The organism is Chryseobacterium daecheongense (genome assembly GCF_003729955.1).
GTDB classification, from domain to species: Bacteria; Bacteroidota; Bacteroidia; order Flavobacteriales; family Weeksellaceae; genus Chryseobacterium; species Chryseobacterium daecheongense.
This window is the reverse complement of the sequence record NZ_RJTX01000002.1, coordinates 717,494-734,135: the sequence shown is the minus strand read 5'-3', so window position 1 is coordinate 734,135 and position 16,642 is coordinate 717,494. Positions and strand designations below refer to the sequence as shown.

Annotated in this window: 11 protein-coding genes; 6 read left to right on the top strand and 5 right to left on the bottom strand. The window is 36.7% G+C overall.

Features of this window, described 5'->3' with window-relative positions:
* Positions 1-53: 53 nt before the first annotated feature.
* Complete coding sequence (gene dnaE / locus EGI05_RS11845) at positions 54-4,721, bottom strand: DNA polymerase III subunit alpha (protein ID WP_123263226.1); 4,668 nt, start codon at positions 4,719-4,721, stop codon at positions 54-56.
* A gap of 269 nt (positions 4,722-4,990) precedes the next feature.
* Between dnaE and EGI05_RS11840 the strand changes: the two genes are divergently transcribed.
* The 3 genes from EGI05_RS11840 (at position 4,991) to EGI05_RS11830 (ending at position 10,404) form a co-directional block, all read left to right on the top strand.
* Positions 4,991-7,105 carry a S8 family peptidase gene (locus tag EGI05_RS11840; protein WP_123263225.1) on the top strand — a complete coding sequence of 705 codons (2,115 nt, stop codon included), beginning with the start codon at positions 4,991-4,993 and terminating at the stop codon, positions 7,103-7,105.
* A 78-nt stretch (positions 7,106-7,183) separates the two neighbouring features.
* Complete coding sequence (locus tag EGI05_RS11835) at positions 7,184-9,256, top strand: alpha-ketoacid dehydrogenase subunit alpha/beta (protein ID WP_123263224.1); 2,073 nt, start codon at positions 7,184-7,186, stop codon at positions 9,254-9,256.
* Positions 9,257-9,366: 110 nt separating this feature from the next.
* Positions 9,367-10,404 carry a bestrophin family protein gene (locus EGI05_RS11830; protein ID WP_123263223.1) on the top strand — a complete coding sequence of 346 codons (1,038 nt, stop codon included), beginning with the start codon at positions 9,367-9,369 and terminating at the stop codon, positions 10,402-10,404.
* On the opposite strand, the gene EGI05_RS11825 is transcribed toward EGI05_RS11830, so the two are convergent.
* Positions 10,405-10,863 carry an Lrp/AsnC family transcriptional regulator gene (locus EGI05_RS11825; protein ID WP_123263222.1) on the bottom strand — a complete coding sequence of 153 codons (459 nt, stop codon included), beginning with the start codon at positions 10,861-10,863 and terminating at the stop codon, positions 10,405-10,407.
* Between the two features lie 145 nt (positions 10,864-11,008).
* Here EGI05_RS11825 and EGI05_RS11820 point away from each other — a divergent pair, with 145 nt between their 5' ends.
* Positions 11,009-12,235 carry an aminotransferase class I/II-fold pyridoxal phosphate-dependent enzyme gene (locus tag EGI05_RS11820; RefSeq protein WP_123263221.1) on the top strand — a complete coding sequence of 409 codons (1,227 nt, stop codon included), beginning with the start codon at positions 11,009-11,011 and terminating at the stop codon, positions 12,233-12,235.
* A 35-nt stretch (positions 12,236-12,270) separates the two neighbouring features.
* Here EGI05_RS11820 and EGI05_RS11815 read toward each other — a convergent pair whose 3' ends face one another.
* The 3 genes from EGI05_RS11815 to EGI05_RS11800 form a co-directional block, all read right to left on the bottom strand.
* Complete coding sequence (locus EGI05_RS11815) at positions 12,271-13,275, bottom strand: glycosyltransferase (RefSeq protein ID WP_123263220.1); 1,005 nt, start codon at positions 13,273-13,275, stop codon at positions 12,271-12,273.
* A gap of 366 nt (positions 13,276-13,641) precedes the next feature.
* Positions 13,642-13,839 (bottom strand): hypothetical protein, encoded by a 198-nt coding sequence (locus EGI05_RS11805; RefSeq protein ID WP_123263219.1) that lies wholly within the window; start codon positions 13,837-13,839, stop codon positions 13,642-13,644.
* Between the two features lie 50 nt (positions 13,840-13,889).
* On the bottom strand, positions 13,890-15,050 hold the full coding sequence (locus tag EGI05_RS11800; protein WP_123263218.1) for a THUMP domain-containing class I SAM-dependent RNA methyltransferase: 1,161 nt from the start codon (positions 15,048-15,050) through the stop codon (positions 13,890-13,892).
* A 132-nt stretch (positions 15,051-15,182) separates the two neighbouring features.
* Here EGI05_RS11800 and EGI05_RS11795 point away from each other — a divergent pair, with 132 nt between their 5' ends.
* Together EGI05_RS11795 and EGI05_RS11790 are read left to right on the top strand one after the other, a co-directional pair.
* Positions 15,183-15,911, top strand: a complete 729-nt coding sequence (locus EGI05_RS11795) for a class I SAM-dependent DNA methyltransferase (RefSeq protein WP_123263217.1) — start codon at positions 15,183-15,185, stop codon at positions 15,909-15,911.
* A complete protein-coding gene (locus EGI05_RS11790) occupies positions 15,911-16,630 on the top strand; it encodes a ZIP family metal transporter (protein ID WP_123263396.1) in 720 nt (239 codons plus the stop codon). The genes EGI05_RS11795 and EGI05_RS11790 overlap by 1 nt, the downstream gene beginning before the upstream one ends.
* Positions 16,631-16,642 lie beyond the last annotated feature (12 nt).

Sequence of the window (16,642 nt, the reverse complement as noted above, 5' to 3'; positions counted from 1 at the left end):
AAAAAGACAGCATAAGCTGTCTTTTATTAATATTATTCTACAAAAATCAATTTTTAGTTTAAATAAAACTCATATTTATTGAGTAATTGAATTTCCTTAATGAGATCTCCATTCAGATCAACAGAATATTTCATGGATTGAAGCTCTATATGGGAATCATCTTCAATGTTTTTAAGATAGAATTTTAATTTCTGCTCACCTTTATTTTTTTCAAGAACATTTCTGAAAAACTCCAAATCTTCTTTTCTGAAATCCATCACATCCATGACCAAAGATATACTTTTAGCAAATCTTTCAAATGCTTCTTTAAGCTCAATTACCTCATTTACGTTCACGAATACACGGCCGTCTTTTACTTGTGCAAACTTTATTTTTAAGATCACAAAGCGTTGTACTTCAAGCTTTTCTTTCAAACGCATATAATCCCTGTCTCCCAACCTGAAAGAATAAGAACCTGTATAATCCTCTAATGTAAGAAAAGCAACCTTCTCTCCACTTTTAAAACCATCCTGCACTCTATATTCTGTAATCAATCCGGCTACAGTAAATTCTTTTCCTCCGCCTCCGTTTTCTTTCTCTTTTTGGATCTGTTTCCAGTCTTTTTTCTTCTCTTCGAATAATTCCGGTGGTTTATTACTAAATGCCTGCTCTTTATAAGCGTCTACTTCATCAAGATTCAGGAACCCGAAGTTTCCTTTAGGTTCTGCTTTTTTTGTTGTTTCTTCAATAATCTCTTCTTCTCCAGTCAGTAATTCATCAGAAACGATCTCCACAATATCGGCAACCTCATCCACCGTATCCTGTTCCAAAATCGGAGCTTCGTCTACTACTATTTTTTCACCTTCTTCTTTTTCCAATACAGATTTCTTGGAAAGCTGTCCCTGCATAAACTGGAACTGATATTTGAACTCATCCAATGGATGTGCGGAAAGATAGAATCCGATAATTTCTTTTTCTTTATTAAGCTTATGCATATTCGGCCACTCAGGACAAGGAGCCAATTTAGGCTGTTCAATCTGGATTTCTTCAGCAAAGTCGGCAAAAAGAGAATTTTCCACCTCATTCTTACTCTCCTGGAAACTTTGACCATATCTTAAAAGCCTTTCCAAATTGGTTCTTCCTGCTACATCGATATCAAAATACTGTCCTCTGTGATATTTATCCAATTCATCAAAAGCCCCGGCAATCACCAAACTCTCCGCTACCCTTTTATTAACCTGTGATGAAGGAATTCTTTCAAAGAAGTCATAGATATCTTTAAATCTTCCGTTTTCTCTTTCTTTAGTAATGGCTTCACTTGGTCCTTCCCCAATCCCTTTGATTGCTCCCAGGCCAAAACGGATCTGTCCTTTTTCGTTTACCGAAAACTTATATTGTGATTCATTCACATCCGGCCCTAAAACATCCACCCCCATACTCTTACAATCTTCCATGAACATGGTGATCTGCGCTGTATTGTTGATGTTATTACTCATTACACTCGCCATGTATTCTGCAGGATAATTCGCTTTTAAAAAAGCGGTGTGATAAGCTACCAGCGCATAACACGTTGAGTGGGATTTGTTAAACGCATATTCCGCAAACGCTTTCCAGTCGTTCCAGATTTTTTCCAGACGGGTTTCATCAAGATTATTTTTACGTCCACCTTCAATGAATTTAGGGTACATTTTATTCAGAACGTCAATCTGTTTTTTACCCATCGCTTTTCTCAGAGTATCGGCTTCACCTTTGGTAAAATTGGCCAATTTTTGAGATAAAAGCATTACCTGCTCCTGGTAAACGGTAATCCCATAGGTTTCCTTTAAATATTCCTCAGTTTCAGGTAAATCATAAACAATCTCTTCAATACCGTGTTTCCTGTTAATGAAATTCGGGATATATTTGATAGGCCCCGGACGATAAAGCGCATTCATCGCAATAAGGTCAGCAAAAACCGTTGGCTTAAGCTCTCTCATATACTTCTGCATTCCCGGACTTTCATACTGGAAAATCCCTACTGTTCTTCCTTCTTTAAATAATTGATAAGTCTTTTGATCATCAAGAGGGATCGTATCCGGATCAATGTCAACACCATGCCTTTCTTTAACAAGCTTCAGGGCATCTTTGATGATGGTTAATGTACGAAGACCCAGGAAGTCCATTTTCAATAACCCGGCACTTTCTGCAACGGAGTTATCAAACTGTGAAACAAGAATGTCTGCATCTTTTGCAGCAATGGTTACCGGAACAAGATTACTTACCTCTTCCGGCGTAATAATTACTCCACAAGCATGAATACCCGTATTTCGGATACATCCTTCCATTTTTTTTGCACTCTCCAGAACATCAAAACGTGGATCTTCGGGATTACTGAGAACCATCCTCATCTCATCGACAAGCATCTGTTCTTCGGGCTTTAATTTGTCATATTTTGACAATGCCTTTGCAATATTCATTCCCGGTGTCGAAGGAACCAATTTGGCAATATTATTAGTTTCAGGAATCGGAACATCCAGTACCCTTCCTGCATCTTTAATAGCAGATTTTCCTCCAAGAACGGAATACGTAATGATCTGGGCAACCTGGCTCTGTCCGTATTTATCAATTACCCATTTGATAATTCTGTCCCTTCCTTCATCATCAAAGTCGATATCAATATCGGGCATTGAAATCCTTTCCGGATTCAGGAATCTCTCAAAAAGGAGGTCATATTTAATAGGGTCCACATTAGTAATTCCAATGCAATAGGCTACAGCAGAACCTGCTGCGGAACCACGTCCGGGACCAACCCACACTCCCATTTTTCTGGCTTCATTACAGAAATCCTGAACAATAAGAAAGTATCCCGGATACCCTGTATTGGCAATAACATCCAATTCGAAATCAAGCCGTTCTTTAATTTCATCGGTTATCCCTGTATCAATATATCTTTTTTTAGCTCCTTCGTAAGTTAAATAAGTAAGATAAGCCATCTCGCCACGTTTTCCTCCGTCAACCTCATCTTCAGGATGAACAAACTCCTCAGGAATATCAAATTTAGGAAGAAGTACATCTCTTTTTAATGTATACGGACTGAATTTAGCCAAAAATTCTTCATAGGCTTCAAAGGCATCCGGATAAGCAAGAAATGCTTCTTTAATTTCATCGCTGTTTTTGATATAATATTCACCGGTTGCCAATCCTCTTCGCTTCCCAAAACCTTTTCCTACAGGAGTTGACAGTTTTTCACCGTCTTTGATACAGCTTACAATATCCTGGATATTGGAATCGTCTTTATCAGTATAAAAAGTTTCATTCTGAGCCAGGATCTTTACATTGTATTTATCCGCCAGATATAATAAAACCTCATTTAAATGTTCTTCTTCCGGTAGTTTGTGGTTTTGGATCTGAACATAAAAATCATCTTCAAAAGTTTCTTTCCACCATTTGAAAAGTTCTTCCCCTTTTTGTTCCCCTGTATTTAAGATCGCATCAGGAATATCTCCATGAATCCCGGAAGTTAAGGCTATCAAACCTTCTTTATATTCTGCAATTAGTTCACGACTGATCCTCGGAACTCCGAAGTAAAATCCTTTTAAAAATCCAATGCTCGAAAGCTTCGCCAGGTTTTTATATCCATTGAAGTCCTTTGCCAGAAGAACAACCTGTGTTCTTCTATCCGGATCATCTTTGGTAAATTGCTTTTGTTCATAACGATCGGAGATATAGAATTCACAACCTACAACCGGAATTAAAGGTTCTAAAACAGGCTCCTCTTCATTAAAAGCTCCACCATTTTCTTCTGCTTCCTGCTTTTTGGCAAGATATTCTTTATACTTTTTAGCTCTGTCTGCATTGGCTGATTCTACGGCAGAAACAAATTTAAAGGCTCCCATCATATTCCCCAGATCCACCATTCCTACAGCAGGGAAATTATCATCCGAAGCTCGCTTGATAAGATCAGAAATGCTCGACGTTGCCATCAATGTTGAAAAAACACTGTGGTTGTCGAAATTGAAATATTTCCCAAGATCAATTTCATCAATACTTCCGAAATCGGTCTGCTTTTTCTTGTTATGGAAGTCCGCAACCTGTCTTCGGATCACTATTCCGAAAGGTTTTATCGGGTCCGGATAAAGCGTTTTGAAATATCTTAGCTGGTCTTCGGAAATCTTCAGCACTTCAGCAGGAATTATCCCTACCCTCATCATTTCGAAGAAAACCTGTGCTGTAGCATTTACGTCGGCCGCTGCATTATGTGCTTCATCAAATTTACTCCCATATAGTTTTTCATATAATTCTTCAAGCTTTGGCGGCTTGAATCTTCCACCTCTTCCGCCTCCAAGCTGGCAAAAATCCGTTCCGAGGATCATGGTATCTGCTTTTGGCTTTTCCTGAAGATTATCTTTTAAGTTTTTTCTGAAAAACTCAGCACCTACAATATTATAATCAAACTCAACATTGTGTCCGGATACCACACGTACCCTTTCCAGAACTTTAGAAAACTCTTCCAAAACTTCCTGCAGATCCCGTCCTTCTTCATTGGCAATCTTTGTGGTTATCCCGTGAATTCTGGCAGCATTAAAGGGAATATCATACCCTTCAGGTTTAATGATATAATCCTGGTTTTCTATCAGATTTCCATCATCATCATGTAATTGCCATGCAATCTGAACCATTCTTGGCCAGTTTTCCGAATCTGAAAGAGGAGCGTTGAAATTTTTTGGTAACCCTGTGGTTTCTGTATCAAAAATTAAGTACATATAATTTTCTAACTTTTTTAAGAAAGAGAATGTAAAGTTACTTCAATTTTTTCAATATTAAGTTTTTTTACAACTGTCTTTGGGAAGCAGACAATTTCAATTTTTCACTATTTTCCAACATCATTTAAAAACATGAAAAACTTAATAAAAACAATATTTTAGAAAAAATCTATCAATAATAATTCAACTTTTCCATATCATATTTATCCACCTTAATATTTTTGTATATATTTGCTTTTTAATATTTTATTCAATATTTTTTAAGTGTTATGAAGAAACATTTACTTTTAGTCAGTACATTAGCTATAACTTTAATAAGTGCGCAAAGCAATGAAGCTTTGCATAGAAAATTTGATCAACAAAAAGCTATAAAACAACAAGCTTTTGAAAACTATATAAATAGTAATTACAGTACTATTGATTTAAACAAAAATCAAGAATTAAAAGCAAAGCTTGATCAGTTAAAGGGAAGAGTGGCTTTTGTATTTGATGGTAATCCTTTCTTCTATACAACCGAAGACATAAGACAGGGCTACAATGCTAATACTGATGCTCTTAATACTGCAGGAAATGTAGTAGGATTAACCGGAGCTTTTAATGGTGAAAATATAAAGTATACCATTTTTGATGGTGGAAGAGTATTTGCAACCCATACAGCATTTGCCAATGCAGCCGGAAGAATCACTAACAAAGAAGCCTCTACTCAAAGTTACAGTGGACACTCAACAAGTGTAGCTGGATTTATTGGGGCACGTTCTATAACCGTAAGTGGTGGTGGTTTAAGTGGAGACATCAAAGGTGTTGCCATCAATTCTACCATCGATTCTTATATGTTTGATGATACCACTTTGCCAGGACAATCTTCAGCAAGTGATGTATTTGATAAAATATTATTAGCAAACCCGAATATCTCCAACCATTCATATGGAAGTAACGGAGGATGGTTATGGGGGCCTAGCTATGGGCTTCCTCAAAGTGCATGGTACTGGAGCGGCTATTATTCGGGAGGTACAGCTGGTACAGCTTATGATCTGCAAGGAGCATATTTAGATAATGACGCAAATTATGATGATATTGTATATCAAAATCCATCTAATATTATTGTAAAATCAGCTGGTAACTATTTTGGTGACGGGCCTACAGGAAGTTCAGTCACTTCAGCATACTACAGAAGCGGATCCAGTTATGTAGCATTCCCGGCAGGAGCAACTCTTCCACCAAACAACTGTAGTAATGGTGCGGACTGTATTACTAACGGTTCTTTGGCTAAAAATATTATCGTAGTTGCTGCTACAGATGTTATCACTACTAATAATTTTCGTTATACAGCTCCTACAGATGTAGTACATTCAAGCTACAGTAGTGCAGGACCTAGAGATGATGGAGGTATCAAACCAGATATCGCTACAACGGGTACTGATGTTTTTGCTCCTTCTTCAAGCACTGCAGGAAGTGAGACCTATACTAATGGTAGTGGAACATCATATTCTGCACCTGTAATTACTGGGATCATCGGACTTTGGACACAAATTCATAAACAATTATTTACCGGAAGTCTTTTAAATGCAGCTTCCGCTAAAACTTTATTAGTACACTCAGCAAAAGAAGCAGGAAATGTTGGTCCTGATCCATTATTCGGTTGGGGATATGCTGATGCCAAAAAAGGTGCTGAACTTTTAGTAGGAAAATCTAATGGTACAGTAATCTTTAATAACGAAAGTTTAACAAGTGGAGTTTCAAATAAAAAACTAGTAACGGCGTCAGGAAGTGAACCATTAAAGGTAACTATTTCGTGGATTGACCCAGCATATACAAACCTTCCTACTACTTATCAAACTATTCACAATAACAGAACATCCAGATTAGTTAATGATTTAGATCTTAGAATTATCGATACAACCAATAACCTTATTTATTATCCATGGAAGCTTAACGCTGCAAGTCCAAATACACCTGCAACAAAAGCTGACAACAATGTTGATAATGTAGAACAAGTGGTTATCGATGCTCCGGTTGCCGGAAGAAACTATAGAATTGAGATCTCTAACAAAGGAACGTTGGTAGACAATGTAGGGTCAAACAACCCTCAAAACTATTCTATTATTGTTACGGGTCACAGTCAACAAGTCCTAGGTACTAAAGATGCTGAAATTACTAATGGAATTACTATTGCTCCTACGGTTACTAAGGACATCGTAAAAGTCATGAAAGCACCTAGAAAATCTACTTTCAATGTGTATGATCTTTCTGGCAAGAAATTACAAAATGGAATAATCAACAATGACCAAGAGTCTGTAGATTTATCATCATACCCTAAAGGAATATACATCATTGAAGTAAAAACAGATAAAGATGTAGTTTCTAAGAAGGTTATCAAAGAATAATTCAGAAAAAAATATTCAGGATACAACAAAATACTAACACTTGTTAGTATTTTGTTTTTTTATGTATCTTTGCTTTCTATGGAAAATACACTTCACGAAAAAGTTTCTCAGGAAATTTTACTCAAGGCTTATAACCATATGATGCTTGCCAAAGCTATGGCCGATATTTACGAAGAAAACAGAAATATCTGTAAATATGTTCATAGTACGTCAAGAGGCCATGAAGCCATTCAATTGGCAACCGCTTATCAATTAACGAAAGAAGATTGGGTTTCTCCATATTATAGAGACGAAAGTATTCTTCTTGGAATGGGTTTCGAGCCTTACCAATTGATGCTTCAGTTATTAGCCAAAGCTGATGATCCTTTTTCAGGAGGTAGATCTTACTATTCACACCCTTCAAGCAGAGATGAAAAGATGCCGAAAATCATTCATCAAAGCTCAGCAACAGGAATGCAGACAATCCCAACTACAGGAGTTGCACAGGGAATCAAATATATCCAGGACTTTAATTTACAGCAGTTTGAAAATAATCCGGTTGTTATTTGCAGCCTGGGTGATAATTCCGTGACTGAAGGTGAAGTAAGTGAAGCATTACAGTTTGCTGCTTTACACCAGCTTCCAATCATATTCCTTGTTCAAGATAATGAGTGGGGAATTTCCGTAACGAAAGAAGAGGCAAGGACTTGTGATGCCTATGATTTTGTAGCTGGATTTACCGGTTTAAGCAGAATGAGAGTGGACGGAACTGACTTTGCTGAAAGTTTCGAGGTCATGAAAAAGGCTGTTGATTTTGTTAGAACAGAAAGAAAACCATTAGTAGTTTGCGCTAAAACCGTTTTAATCGGACATCATACTTCAGGGGTAAGAAGAGAATTCTATAGAGATGAGACAGATCTTGCCAAGCACAGAGCTAAAGACCCGGGAGAGATTTTAAGAAATCAATTGCTGGAAGCAGGAGTGGATGAAGAATTACTAAAACAAATCACCAAAAAAGCAAGACTAGAAGCCGAAGAAGCTTTTGAAAGAGCTAAAAACGCTCCGGATCCTAAACCTGAAACTGTAACGAATCATATTTTCGCTCCTACACCTATTATCGAAGAAGTGGGAACCCGCGAACCAAAAGACGGAGAAAAGATCGTAATGGTAGATGCGGCCATCCATGCTATCCAGGAGTTGATGTGGAAGCACCCTGAAGCGTTACTTTACGGGCAGGATGTTGGAGAAAGAATCGGCGGAGTTTTCCGTGAGACTGTAACATTAGGAAAGAAATTCGGAAGTAAAAGAGTATTTAATACGGCTATTCAGGAAGCGTATATTATCGGTTCTACAACCGGTATGAGTGCGGTTGGATTAAAGCCCATTGTTGAAGTGCAGTTTGCAGACTATATTTATCCGGGAATCAACCAATTGATTACAGAGATTTCAAAATCGAACTATTTAAGCAACGGAAAATACCCGGTAAGCAATATCATCCGTGTTCCTATCGGAGCTTACGGAGGTGGTGGTCCATATCACAGTGGAAGTGTTGAAAGTATTCTGGCGAATATCAAAGGTATTAAAATAGCATATCCAAGTAATGCAGCAGACTTTAAAGGACTTTTAAAAGCGGCGTATTACGATCCGAACCCAGTGGTAATGCTGGAACATAAAGGTCTATACTGGAGTAAGGTTCCGGGAACGGAAGATGCCAAAACGATAGAGCCGGCGGAAGATTATATTTTACCTTTCGGAAAAGGAAAAGTAATTATTGAAGCGGATAAAGATGAAACTGATAAAGGCAGAACATTACTTGTAGTGACTTATGGAATGGGAGTATATTGGGCTAAAGAAGCAGTTAAAAACTTTAACGGGAGAGTTGAAGTGATCGATCTGAGAACATTAATTCCATTAGATGAAGAGCTTGTTTTTGAAAGAGTGAAAGCCCATGGAAAATGCATCGTCCTTACAGAAGAGCAATTGAATAACTCCTTTGCAGAAGCTTTTGCCCATCGTATTTCTAAAAACTGTTTCAGATATCTGGATGCTCCGGTGGAAACCATGGGATCATTAGATTTACCAGCAGTTCCAATTAACCTGGTGTTAGAAAAAGAAATGCTTCCTAATGCCGAGAAGCTGGCTGCGAAGATTGAAGAAATGCTACAGTACTAGATCAAATATATCAACCTCTAATTTTTTAGAGGTTTTTTTATGCTCATTTTTTATTTTTTTAATAAACTTGTAATAACGTTTTCCAAACGTCTCATCAAAACGCATAATGTATGATCACAACCAAATATGTCAATTACAGGCAGGTACTTAATTTATCCGGCGTTCATCTGATCTGGATCTCGATCTGGTGTACATTGATCGCCACTCTTTTCTATTTTTTCAATTGGCAATGGATGATCATTCCTTGGGTTCCCGTAGCTCTGATTGGTACAGCGGAAGCATTTTTGGTAGGTTTTAAAAACAATCAAGCTTACGACAGACTTTGGGAAGCCCGGAAAATATGGGGTGGAATCGTGAATTCCAGCCGTGCTTTTGCATCCATGGTTTCCGCATTTAATACTGAGAATGAAGAAGTAGGTACTTTTGATTTGGAAGACAGAAAAAAGAGAATTGTATATCGCCACATCGCCTGGCTATATGCTTTCCGTGAGCAGTTATTGGTCCCAACTGAATGGGAGCACATCAGTGCGGAAGAAGAACATTCTCATCACAATGTTAACCAAAGACGTAACCGTTTGATTAAAGCTGGTTTCCCCGATTATGGAAGAACTCCTATTTTCCTTCATAAATATTTATCGGAAGAAGAAGCAGAACTACAAGCAACGTATAAAAATTTTGCTACCTACCTGATTTCTCAACAGGCAAAAGATATCAATGCGCTTAAAAACATCAAAGCCATTTCTGATTTTAATCAAATGCAGCTACAAACCACGTTGAATGAGTTTTATGGTTTTCAGGGTCAGGCAGAAAGAATTAAAAAGTTCCCTTCTCCAAGGCAGTTTGCAAGTACGGCATTCGTTTTCAACGTTCTTTTTATCTTGCTGCTTCCTTTAGGTTTGGTTAATGAATTCGCTAAACTCGGCGACTGGGGAATCTGGACCTCTATTCCTTTCTGTATCATTATTGGCTGGATTTACATCATCATGGAACTTGTAGGAGATTATTCCGAAAACCCGTTTGCAGGATTGATGTTTGATGTCCCTATGCTTTCTATTTGCAGAACCATAGAAATCGATTTACTACAGATTATAGGCGAAAACGAAGATCTTCCGGATCCTATTGCCTCGAAGAACGGCGTTTTAGTGTAATTACAAAACAATTGCTGTTGTATTTTTCACCTCTGAGATCATGAATGAACTGTGAGTACTTGCAATGTGCTGTAAAGTAGTCAGCTTTGTCAGCATAAAATTACGATAGTCATCCATATCCTTTACACCTATTTTAATGATATAATCATAATCACCACTTACGTGGAAACATTCGGTAACTTCTTCCAAGTTCATTACTTCTTTTTCAAATTGAAGAATATACTCCTTTTTATGTTGGGTAAGCTTAATATGACATAAAATGATAAAATTTCTGTCTATTTTTTGTTTATCGAGAATCGCAACATACTTTGAAATCACTCCGCTGCTTTCCAGTTTTCTTATACGTTCATAAATTGCTGTAACGGATAATCCAAGCTTATAAGACAGCTCTTTGGTGGTTTGTTTGCAATCTTCCTGTAAAAAAGACAACAGTTTTTTATCAGTTTCATCAAAGTTCATAGATAATTTTTTGGTAAAAGTTTAGCACATTCAAATATAATAAACATTTTTTCACCAATATAACATAATTATAGTTTTATCATCTAATATTTACAGAAAGTATTGTAATAATTCTGGAAAGGAGTGAAATTTAAAAGAAAAAATAATGGAGACTTTTAATGCCGCAAATGAAATTCAGGATTTGCAATATTTTGGAGAATTTGGTGGGGTGAACCCTTCTATTTCAGATAGTTCTACTTACACTTTCCTTTCTGCTAAAACTATGTTCGACACATTCGAAGGAAACGCCGACGGATGCTATTTATATTCAAGACATTCATCCCCGATGAATCTGTATCTTTCCCAGGCTTTGGCAAAGATGGAAAATACAGAAGCAGCTAATGTTACGGCTTCAGGAATGGGTGCTATTACTTCTGTGCTTATGGAGGTTTGTAAAGCAGATGATCATATTATTTCCAGCAGAACCATTTACGGCGGAACCTACGCTTTCCTTAAAAACTTCCTGCCTTCTTTCAATATAAAAACAACTTTCGTAGACATCAGCAACTTTGAATCTATCGAAAATTCAATTCAGCCCAATACCAAAGTTATTTATTGTGAAACAGTAAGCAATCCATTGCTTGAAGTGGCTGATTTGAAAAAATTATCTGAGATCTGTAAAAAACATAATTTACAACTGATTGTTGATAACACATTCTCCCCTCTTTCCGTTTCCCCGCAATTATTGGGTGCGGATATCGTTATTCACAGTTTAACAAAATTCATCAACGGAAGCAGTGATACCGTAGGAGGAGTGTACTGTGGAACACAGGAATTCATCAATGACACTAAAAATGTAAACACAGGTGCCTGTATGCTGCTTGGACCAACCATGGACAGTATGCGTTCTGCAAGCATCTTAAAAAACCTGAGAACACTTCATATCAGAATGAAACAGCACAGCTATAATGCCATGTATTTAGCTGAGAGATTTGAAAAAGACGGTTTGAAAGTTTCTTATCCCGGATTACCATCCCATAAGGATCATGAATTGATGAAAAGCATGATGAATGAAGAGTACGGATTTGGTGGATTGCTGACTTTAGATGCCGGAACTACCGAAAAAGCCAATGAACTTATGGAACTGATGCAGCAGGAAAATCTTGGATATCTTGCCGTAAGTTTAGGATTCTATAAAACATTATTCTCTTGCTCAGGAAGCTCAACTTCCTCAGAAATTCCTGAAGAAGAACGTTCAGCAATGGGAATTTCCGACGGCTTGATCAGATTCTCTATCGGATTAGACCACGACATCGAGAGAACCTACAGAAAAATGAAAGAATGCATGAAAAAAACAGGCGTTCTCAACCATGAAACTATTTCAATATACTAAAGAAAATCGGCTGAATAATTCAGCCGATTTTTATTTTATTTCTTGTAAAAGTGACCCGGAAATGCATCTTCAGGTTTCATTCTGAAGATATTAAGGAAAATCCATGATTTCAAAAATCCATATCCGTAAGAAAACATTTGAATATATGTGGAAATCACTGCCATTCCGGCGATGCTGATATTTTTTGTTACCATTAAGGCATGGAAAAACACGAGGAAAGTATATAATCCGTACAAAGCCAGTATAAAACCATTACCCAGAACAAAATATTCCAGGAAGCCCATTATATATCCTAAAAGAAAAAGTGTAGGAAACGCAAAAGATAGTTTTACGTAGTTCGGATGTCTCTGATTAAGGATAGGTCTTGCACAGCCAAACTGATATACCTGTTTTGAAAATTTCCCAAAATCTACTCTACGTTTGTGATACACGGCAATATCATCAAAAAAAGCCGTTGTAAATCCATTTTCCCAAAGTGTCATGGACAAATCCGGATCCTCTCCTATTCTCATTTCGGAAAACCCTCCTACCTGATTGAAAACTTCTTTTTTAACTCCCATATTGAAGCTTCTGGGCTGAAATTTGGAAACCGCCTTTTTATTCCCTCTGATCCCACCTGTTGTAAAAACCGAGGTCATGGAATAGGAAATGGCTTTCTGCATCAGATTAAACCCTTTATGAGCTTTATCTGCCCCTCCGAAAGCATCACATGGAATTTCAATGATATCTTTTTTGATGTTCTCGATGTAGTCTTTTTCTACAATAACATCGCTGTCTACAAAAACCAGCCATTCATTTTCAGCTCTTCTCGCTCCGTAATTTCTAGTTAAACCCGGACCAGAATTATCTTTTCTGAAGTATTTAATGGTTAACATTCCTTCAAAATGCTGTATGGTGGGTTGCAGGTCAATCAGAGAACCGTCATCAACAATAATCACCTCAAAGTCTTTATCAGTCTGTTGAGTGAGTGAAGTTAAAAGCTCAAAAAGCTCATCCTTCCGGTTAAAAATAGCGACAATGATAGAAATGGTAGGCTTCAAATTGAAAATTTTTCAAAATTAATTATTCACGGAAGAACCCGCAAACAGTTTTCTTACTTATTCAATTAATTAACGCTTAAATGGTAAAAATCATATTCATTGGACTACTTTTTCTGAATATGGCATTTTCAACAAAGCAATTGAAATTATAAACAAAACGCTTCATTACTCCTCATGATAACTTTGTCTCATCAATAAAAATCAAAAAAAAGCATCCGATGTATATATAGAAGTAGCTTTGAAGATTTATCGCATTTTTCCTATGCTTTTAAAAAACAATTTGGTTTTGCGCCTTCTTTAGTGAGGTGATTGAAAGAATTTAAAATAAAAAATCCACCTTTACGGCGGATTTTCTATTATTCTTTGTTAAGATTTAATTGTTTTGGTCATATAATATCCGGCAATAATGCCTATCGGGGCAATTATAGGGAAAAACAGCAATGCCAAATAAGGCCAGATATTTGATTTATTTTTGAACAGCATGGCAATAGCAACAGCATATAACGTGATGATCATTAAAGCAGCTATTATTATATCAAAAGGACTAATTACTAATAATTTCATGATTCAATTTTTGGACAATAAATGTAAATATTTATTGCATAAAATGTGTATTAATTTTCAATTTTATGTACTTTTTTCGTCCCTTCGTACATCTCATACTGTAAGAATCTGGTTTCCAGTTTTCCATTGAAAAGCTTTACTTTTCTGGAAGGACGTAATCCTATTTTCTTCACCGCCTCAAGATCAGATGAAATCAGCCATGCTAATGTGTTCGGATAGCTTGTTTTAAAAGTGTCTCCTATTTTTTTATAGAAATCATCATCATTGATTGAGATTCTTTCATCATAAGGTGGATTAAAAACAATCAACAAAGGGAAGAGCTCTTTTTTGGATTCAAAGAAGTTCTGTTTCTTTACCTCAATCACATCTTCCATCTCGGCCGCTTCAATATTCATTCTTGCTGCATTGAGCATTCTTGCATCGATATCGTACCCTACAATTTTCCCTTCAAATGCTTTGATCCTGTTAATTCTGAATTCTTTGATTTTTGTAAACAGGTCCGCATCATAATTTTTCCAGTTCTGGAAAGCAAACTTCTTTCTGAAAATCTGAGCCGGAAGATCCATCGCTATCATGGCAGCTTCTATCAACAATGTTCCGGAACCGCACATCGGATCAAGAAAATTTCCTTTTCCATCCCAACCTGCAATTTGGAGCATTCCGCTTGCTAAAACTTCATTAATTGGCGCCTGTCCCTGCTCTTTTCTGTATCCTCTTTTAAATAAAGGATCTCCGGAAGAATCCAGGGAAATAGTCACCAATTCCCTGTCAATATGCAGATGAAACTTAATATCCGGATTTTTGGTTTCAATACTCGGACGTTTCTTGAATTTATCCTGAAAATAATCTACAATGGCATCCTTCATCTTCAACGTCATGAACTGAGAATGTTTGAACGTTTCTGAGTTTACGGTGGCATCAATAGCAAAAGTCTGATCAACATCTAAGAATTCTTCCCAGCTTACCTTTAATAATCTGTCATAAAACTGATGCTGGTTAAAAGCTTTAAATTCATGGATGGGAACTAAGATTTTCAAAGCCGTTCTCGCAGAATAATTGATTTTATAAAGAAAACCCAGGTCCCCTTCACAGTTCACCGCACGGTTCTTCATTTCAACATTACGGCCGCCCAGCTTTTTGATTTCTTCTGCCAAAACCTGCTCCAGTCCAAAGAATGTTTTTATCTGAATTTGTAGATTGTCTGTATTCATAGTGTAAAGATCAACGATATTAGTTTTTTTCTATCGTTTCATTTTTATTTGTAAACCCTTTAAAACTAAATATTTACTTTACAGAAAGGAAATACTTGCTTTTTAGAGCACAAATTTAGTTATTTTTGCATTATGGAATGGTTTGAATCTTGGTTTGATACCCCTTATTATCATTTGCTGTACAGTAACAGAGATTACACTGAAGCGGAAAACTTCATTACAAAGTTAACGGCTGATCTCCAGCTACCGCCATCTTCTAAAATTATTGACCTTGCCTGCGGAAAGGGAAGACACTCTGTTTTCCTCAATAAATTAGGGTATGATGTTTTAGGATTAGACCTTTCCAGACAAAGCATTGAGTATGATAAGCAATTTGAGAATCAGACTCTTATTTTCGATGTTCATGATATGAGAAACCCTATTGATGCCGATCCGATGGATGCGGTTTTCAATCTGTTTACCAGTTTCGGGTATTTTGATAAGGAAAGTGATGATAAAAAGGTTTTTCAGTCCGTGTATAATGTATTGAAACCGGGAGGATATTTTGTTTTGGATTACCTGAATGAAGAATTCGTAAGAAAAAGCATCATTCCGGAATCTGAAATTACAAGAGGAAATATAGATTTTAAAATCAATAAAAAAATAGAGGGAAGACATATCATTAAGGATATTAAATTTGTTGCGGATGGAAGATCTTTCCACTTTTTCGAAAAAGTAAAACTTCACACTCCCGAAACCATCCTGTCGTATGCTACGGAATGCGGTTTCGAAAGAATAAAAATATGGGGCGATTATCAACTGAATCCATTTGATAAACAAACATCACCACGTTGCATCAATTTATTTAAGAAAACAATATGATCTCGGTTCTTTTACTGATTTTAAGTGTTATTGCAGGCGTATTCCTGGGAAAATATTTTGGTAAGAAAGAAAAGCTTGCTAAAAATTTATTGATCTTAAGTGCCGGATTTTTAATTACAATCTGCCTTAATGAGGTATTTCCTCAGGTGTATGTTTCAGAAGAAAGTACCAATCTGGGAATTTTCGTTATTCTCGGGGTTTTGCTTCAAATGATTCTGGAAGCACTTACCAAAGGTTTTGAACACGGGCATTTCCATCATCATAATGAGAATAATATCCTTCCGATGGCATTAATGGTGGGCTTATTCATTCATGCCTTTATTGAAGGAATTCCTTTGGCTAACGAACAGGAAACTTTATCTCCTTATTTATTGGGGATTTTGGTGCATAATATCCCAATCTCTTTTATTCTGGGGGCTTTTCTATTCAACAGGAACGAAAGTAAAGTTCCATCTTATCCCTCATTATTGATCATAGCTTTGTTTGCTTCCGCATCACCCCTGGGAATGTTATTAGGAAATTATTTCAACCCGGATCTTCAACCTTATTTCCTGGCTATTGTGGGCGGTATTTTCCTGCATATTTCATCAGTCATTATATTTGAAAGCAATAAAAACCACAATATCGACTGGACCAAAATAGGACTTGTAATTTTAGGAGTTATGCTGGCTTTAACGATGCATCTTTTCCATTCTCATTCACACATCCATCATCATTAAAAACAAGAAACT

What these genes read in the sequence shown, in the direction of transcription:
- dnaE (WP_123263226.1), bottom strand. Translation starts at nt 4,721, where the DNA reads ATGTACTTAATTTTTGATACAGAAACCACAGGGTTACCAAAAAATTTC.
- EGI05_RS11795 (WP_123263217.1), top strand. Translation starts at nt 15,183, where the DNA reads ATGGAATGGTTTGAATCTTGGTTTGATACCCCTTATTATCATTTGCTG.
- EGI05_RS11840 (WP_123263225.1), top strand. Translation starts at nt 4,991, where the DNA reads ATGAAGAAACATTTACTTTTAGTCAGTACATTAGCTATAACTTTAATA.
- EGI05_RS11805 (WP_123263219.1), bottom strand. Translation starts at nt 13,839, where the DNA reads ATGAAATTATTAGTAATTAGTCCTTTTGATATAATAATAGCTGCTTTA.
- EGI05_RS11820 (WP_123263221.1), top strand. Translation starts at nt 11,009, where the DNA reads ATGGAGACTTTTAATGCCGCAAATGAAATTCAGGATTTGCAATATTTT.
- EGI05_RS11830 (WP_123263223.1), top strand. Translation starts at nt 9,367, where the DNA reads ATGATCACAACCAAATATGTCAATTACAGGCAGGTACTTAATTTATCC.
- EGI05_RS11800 (WP_123263218.1), bottom strand. Translation starts at nt 15,050, where the DNA reads ATGAATACAGACAATCTACAAATTCAGATAAAAACATTCTTTGGACTG.
- EGI05_RS11825 (WP_123263222.1), bottom strand. Translation starts at nt 10,863, where the DNA reads ATGAACTTTGATGAAACTGATAAAAAACTGTTGTCTTTTTTACAGGAA.
- EGI05_RS11835 (WP_123263224.1), top strand. Translation starts at nt 7,184, where the DNA reads ATGGAAAATACACTTCACGAAAAAGTTTCTCAGGAAATTTTACTCAAG.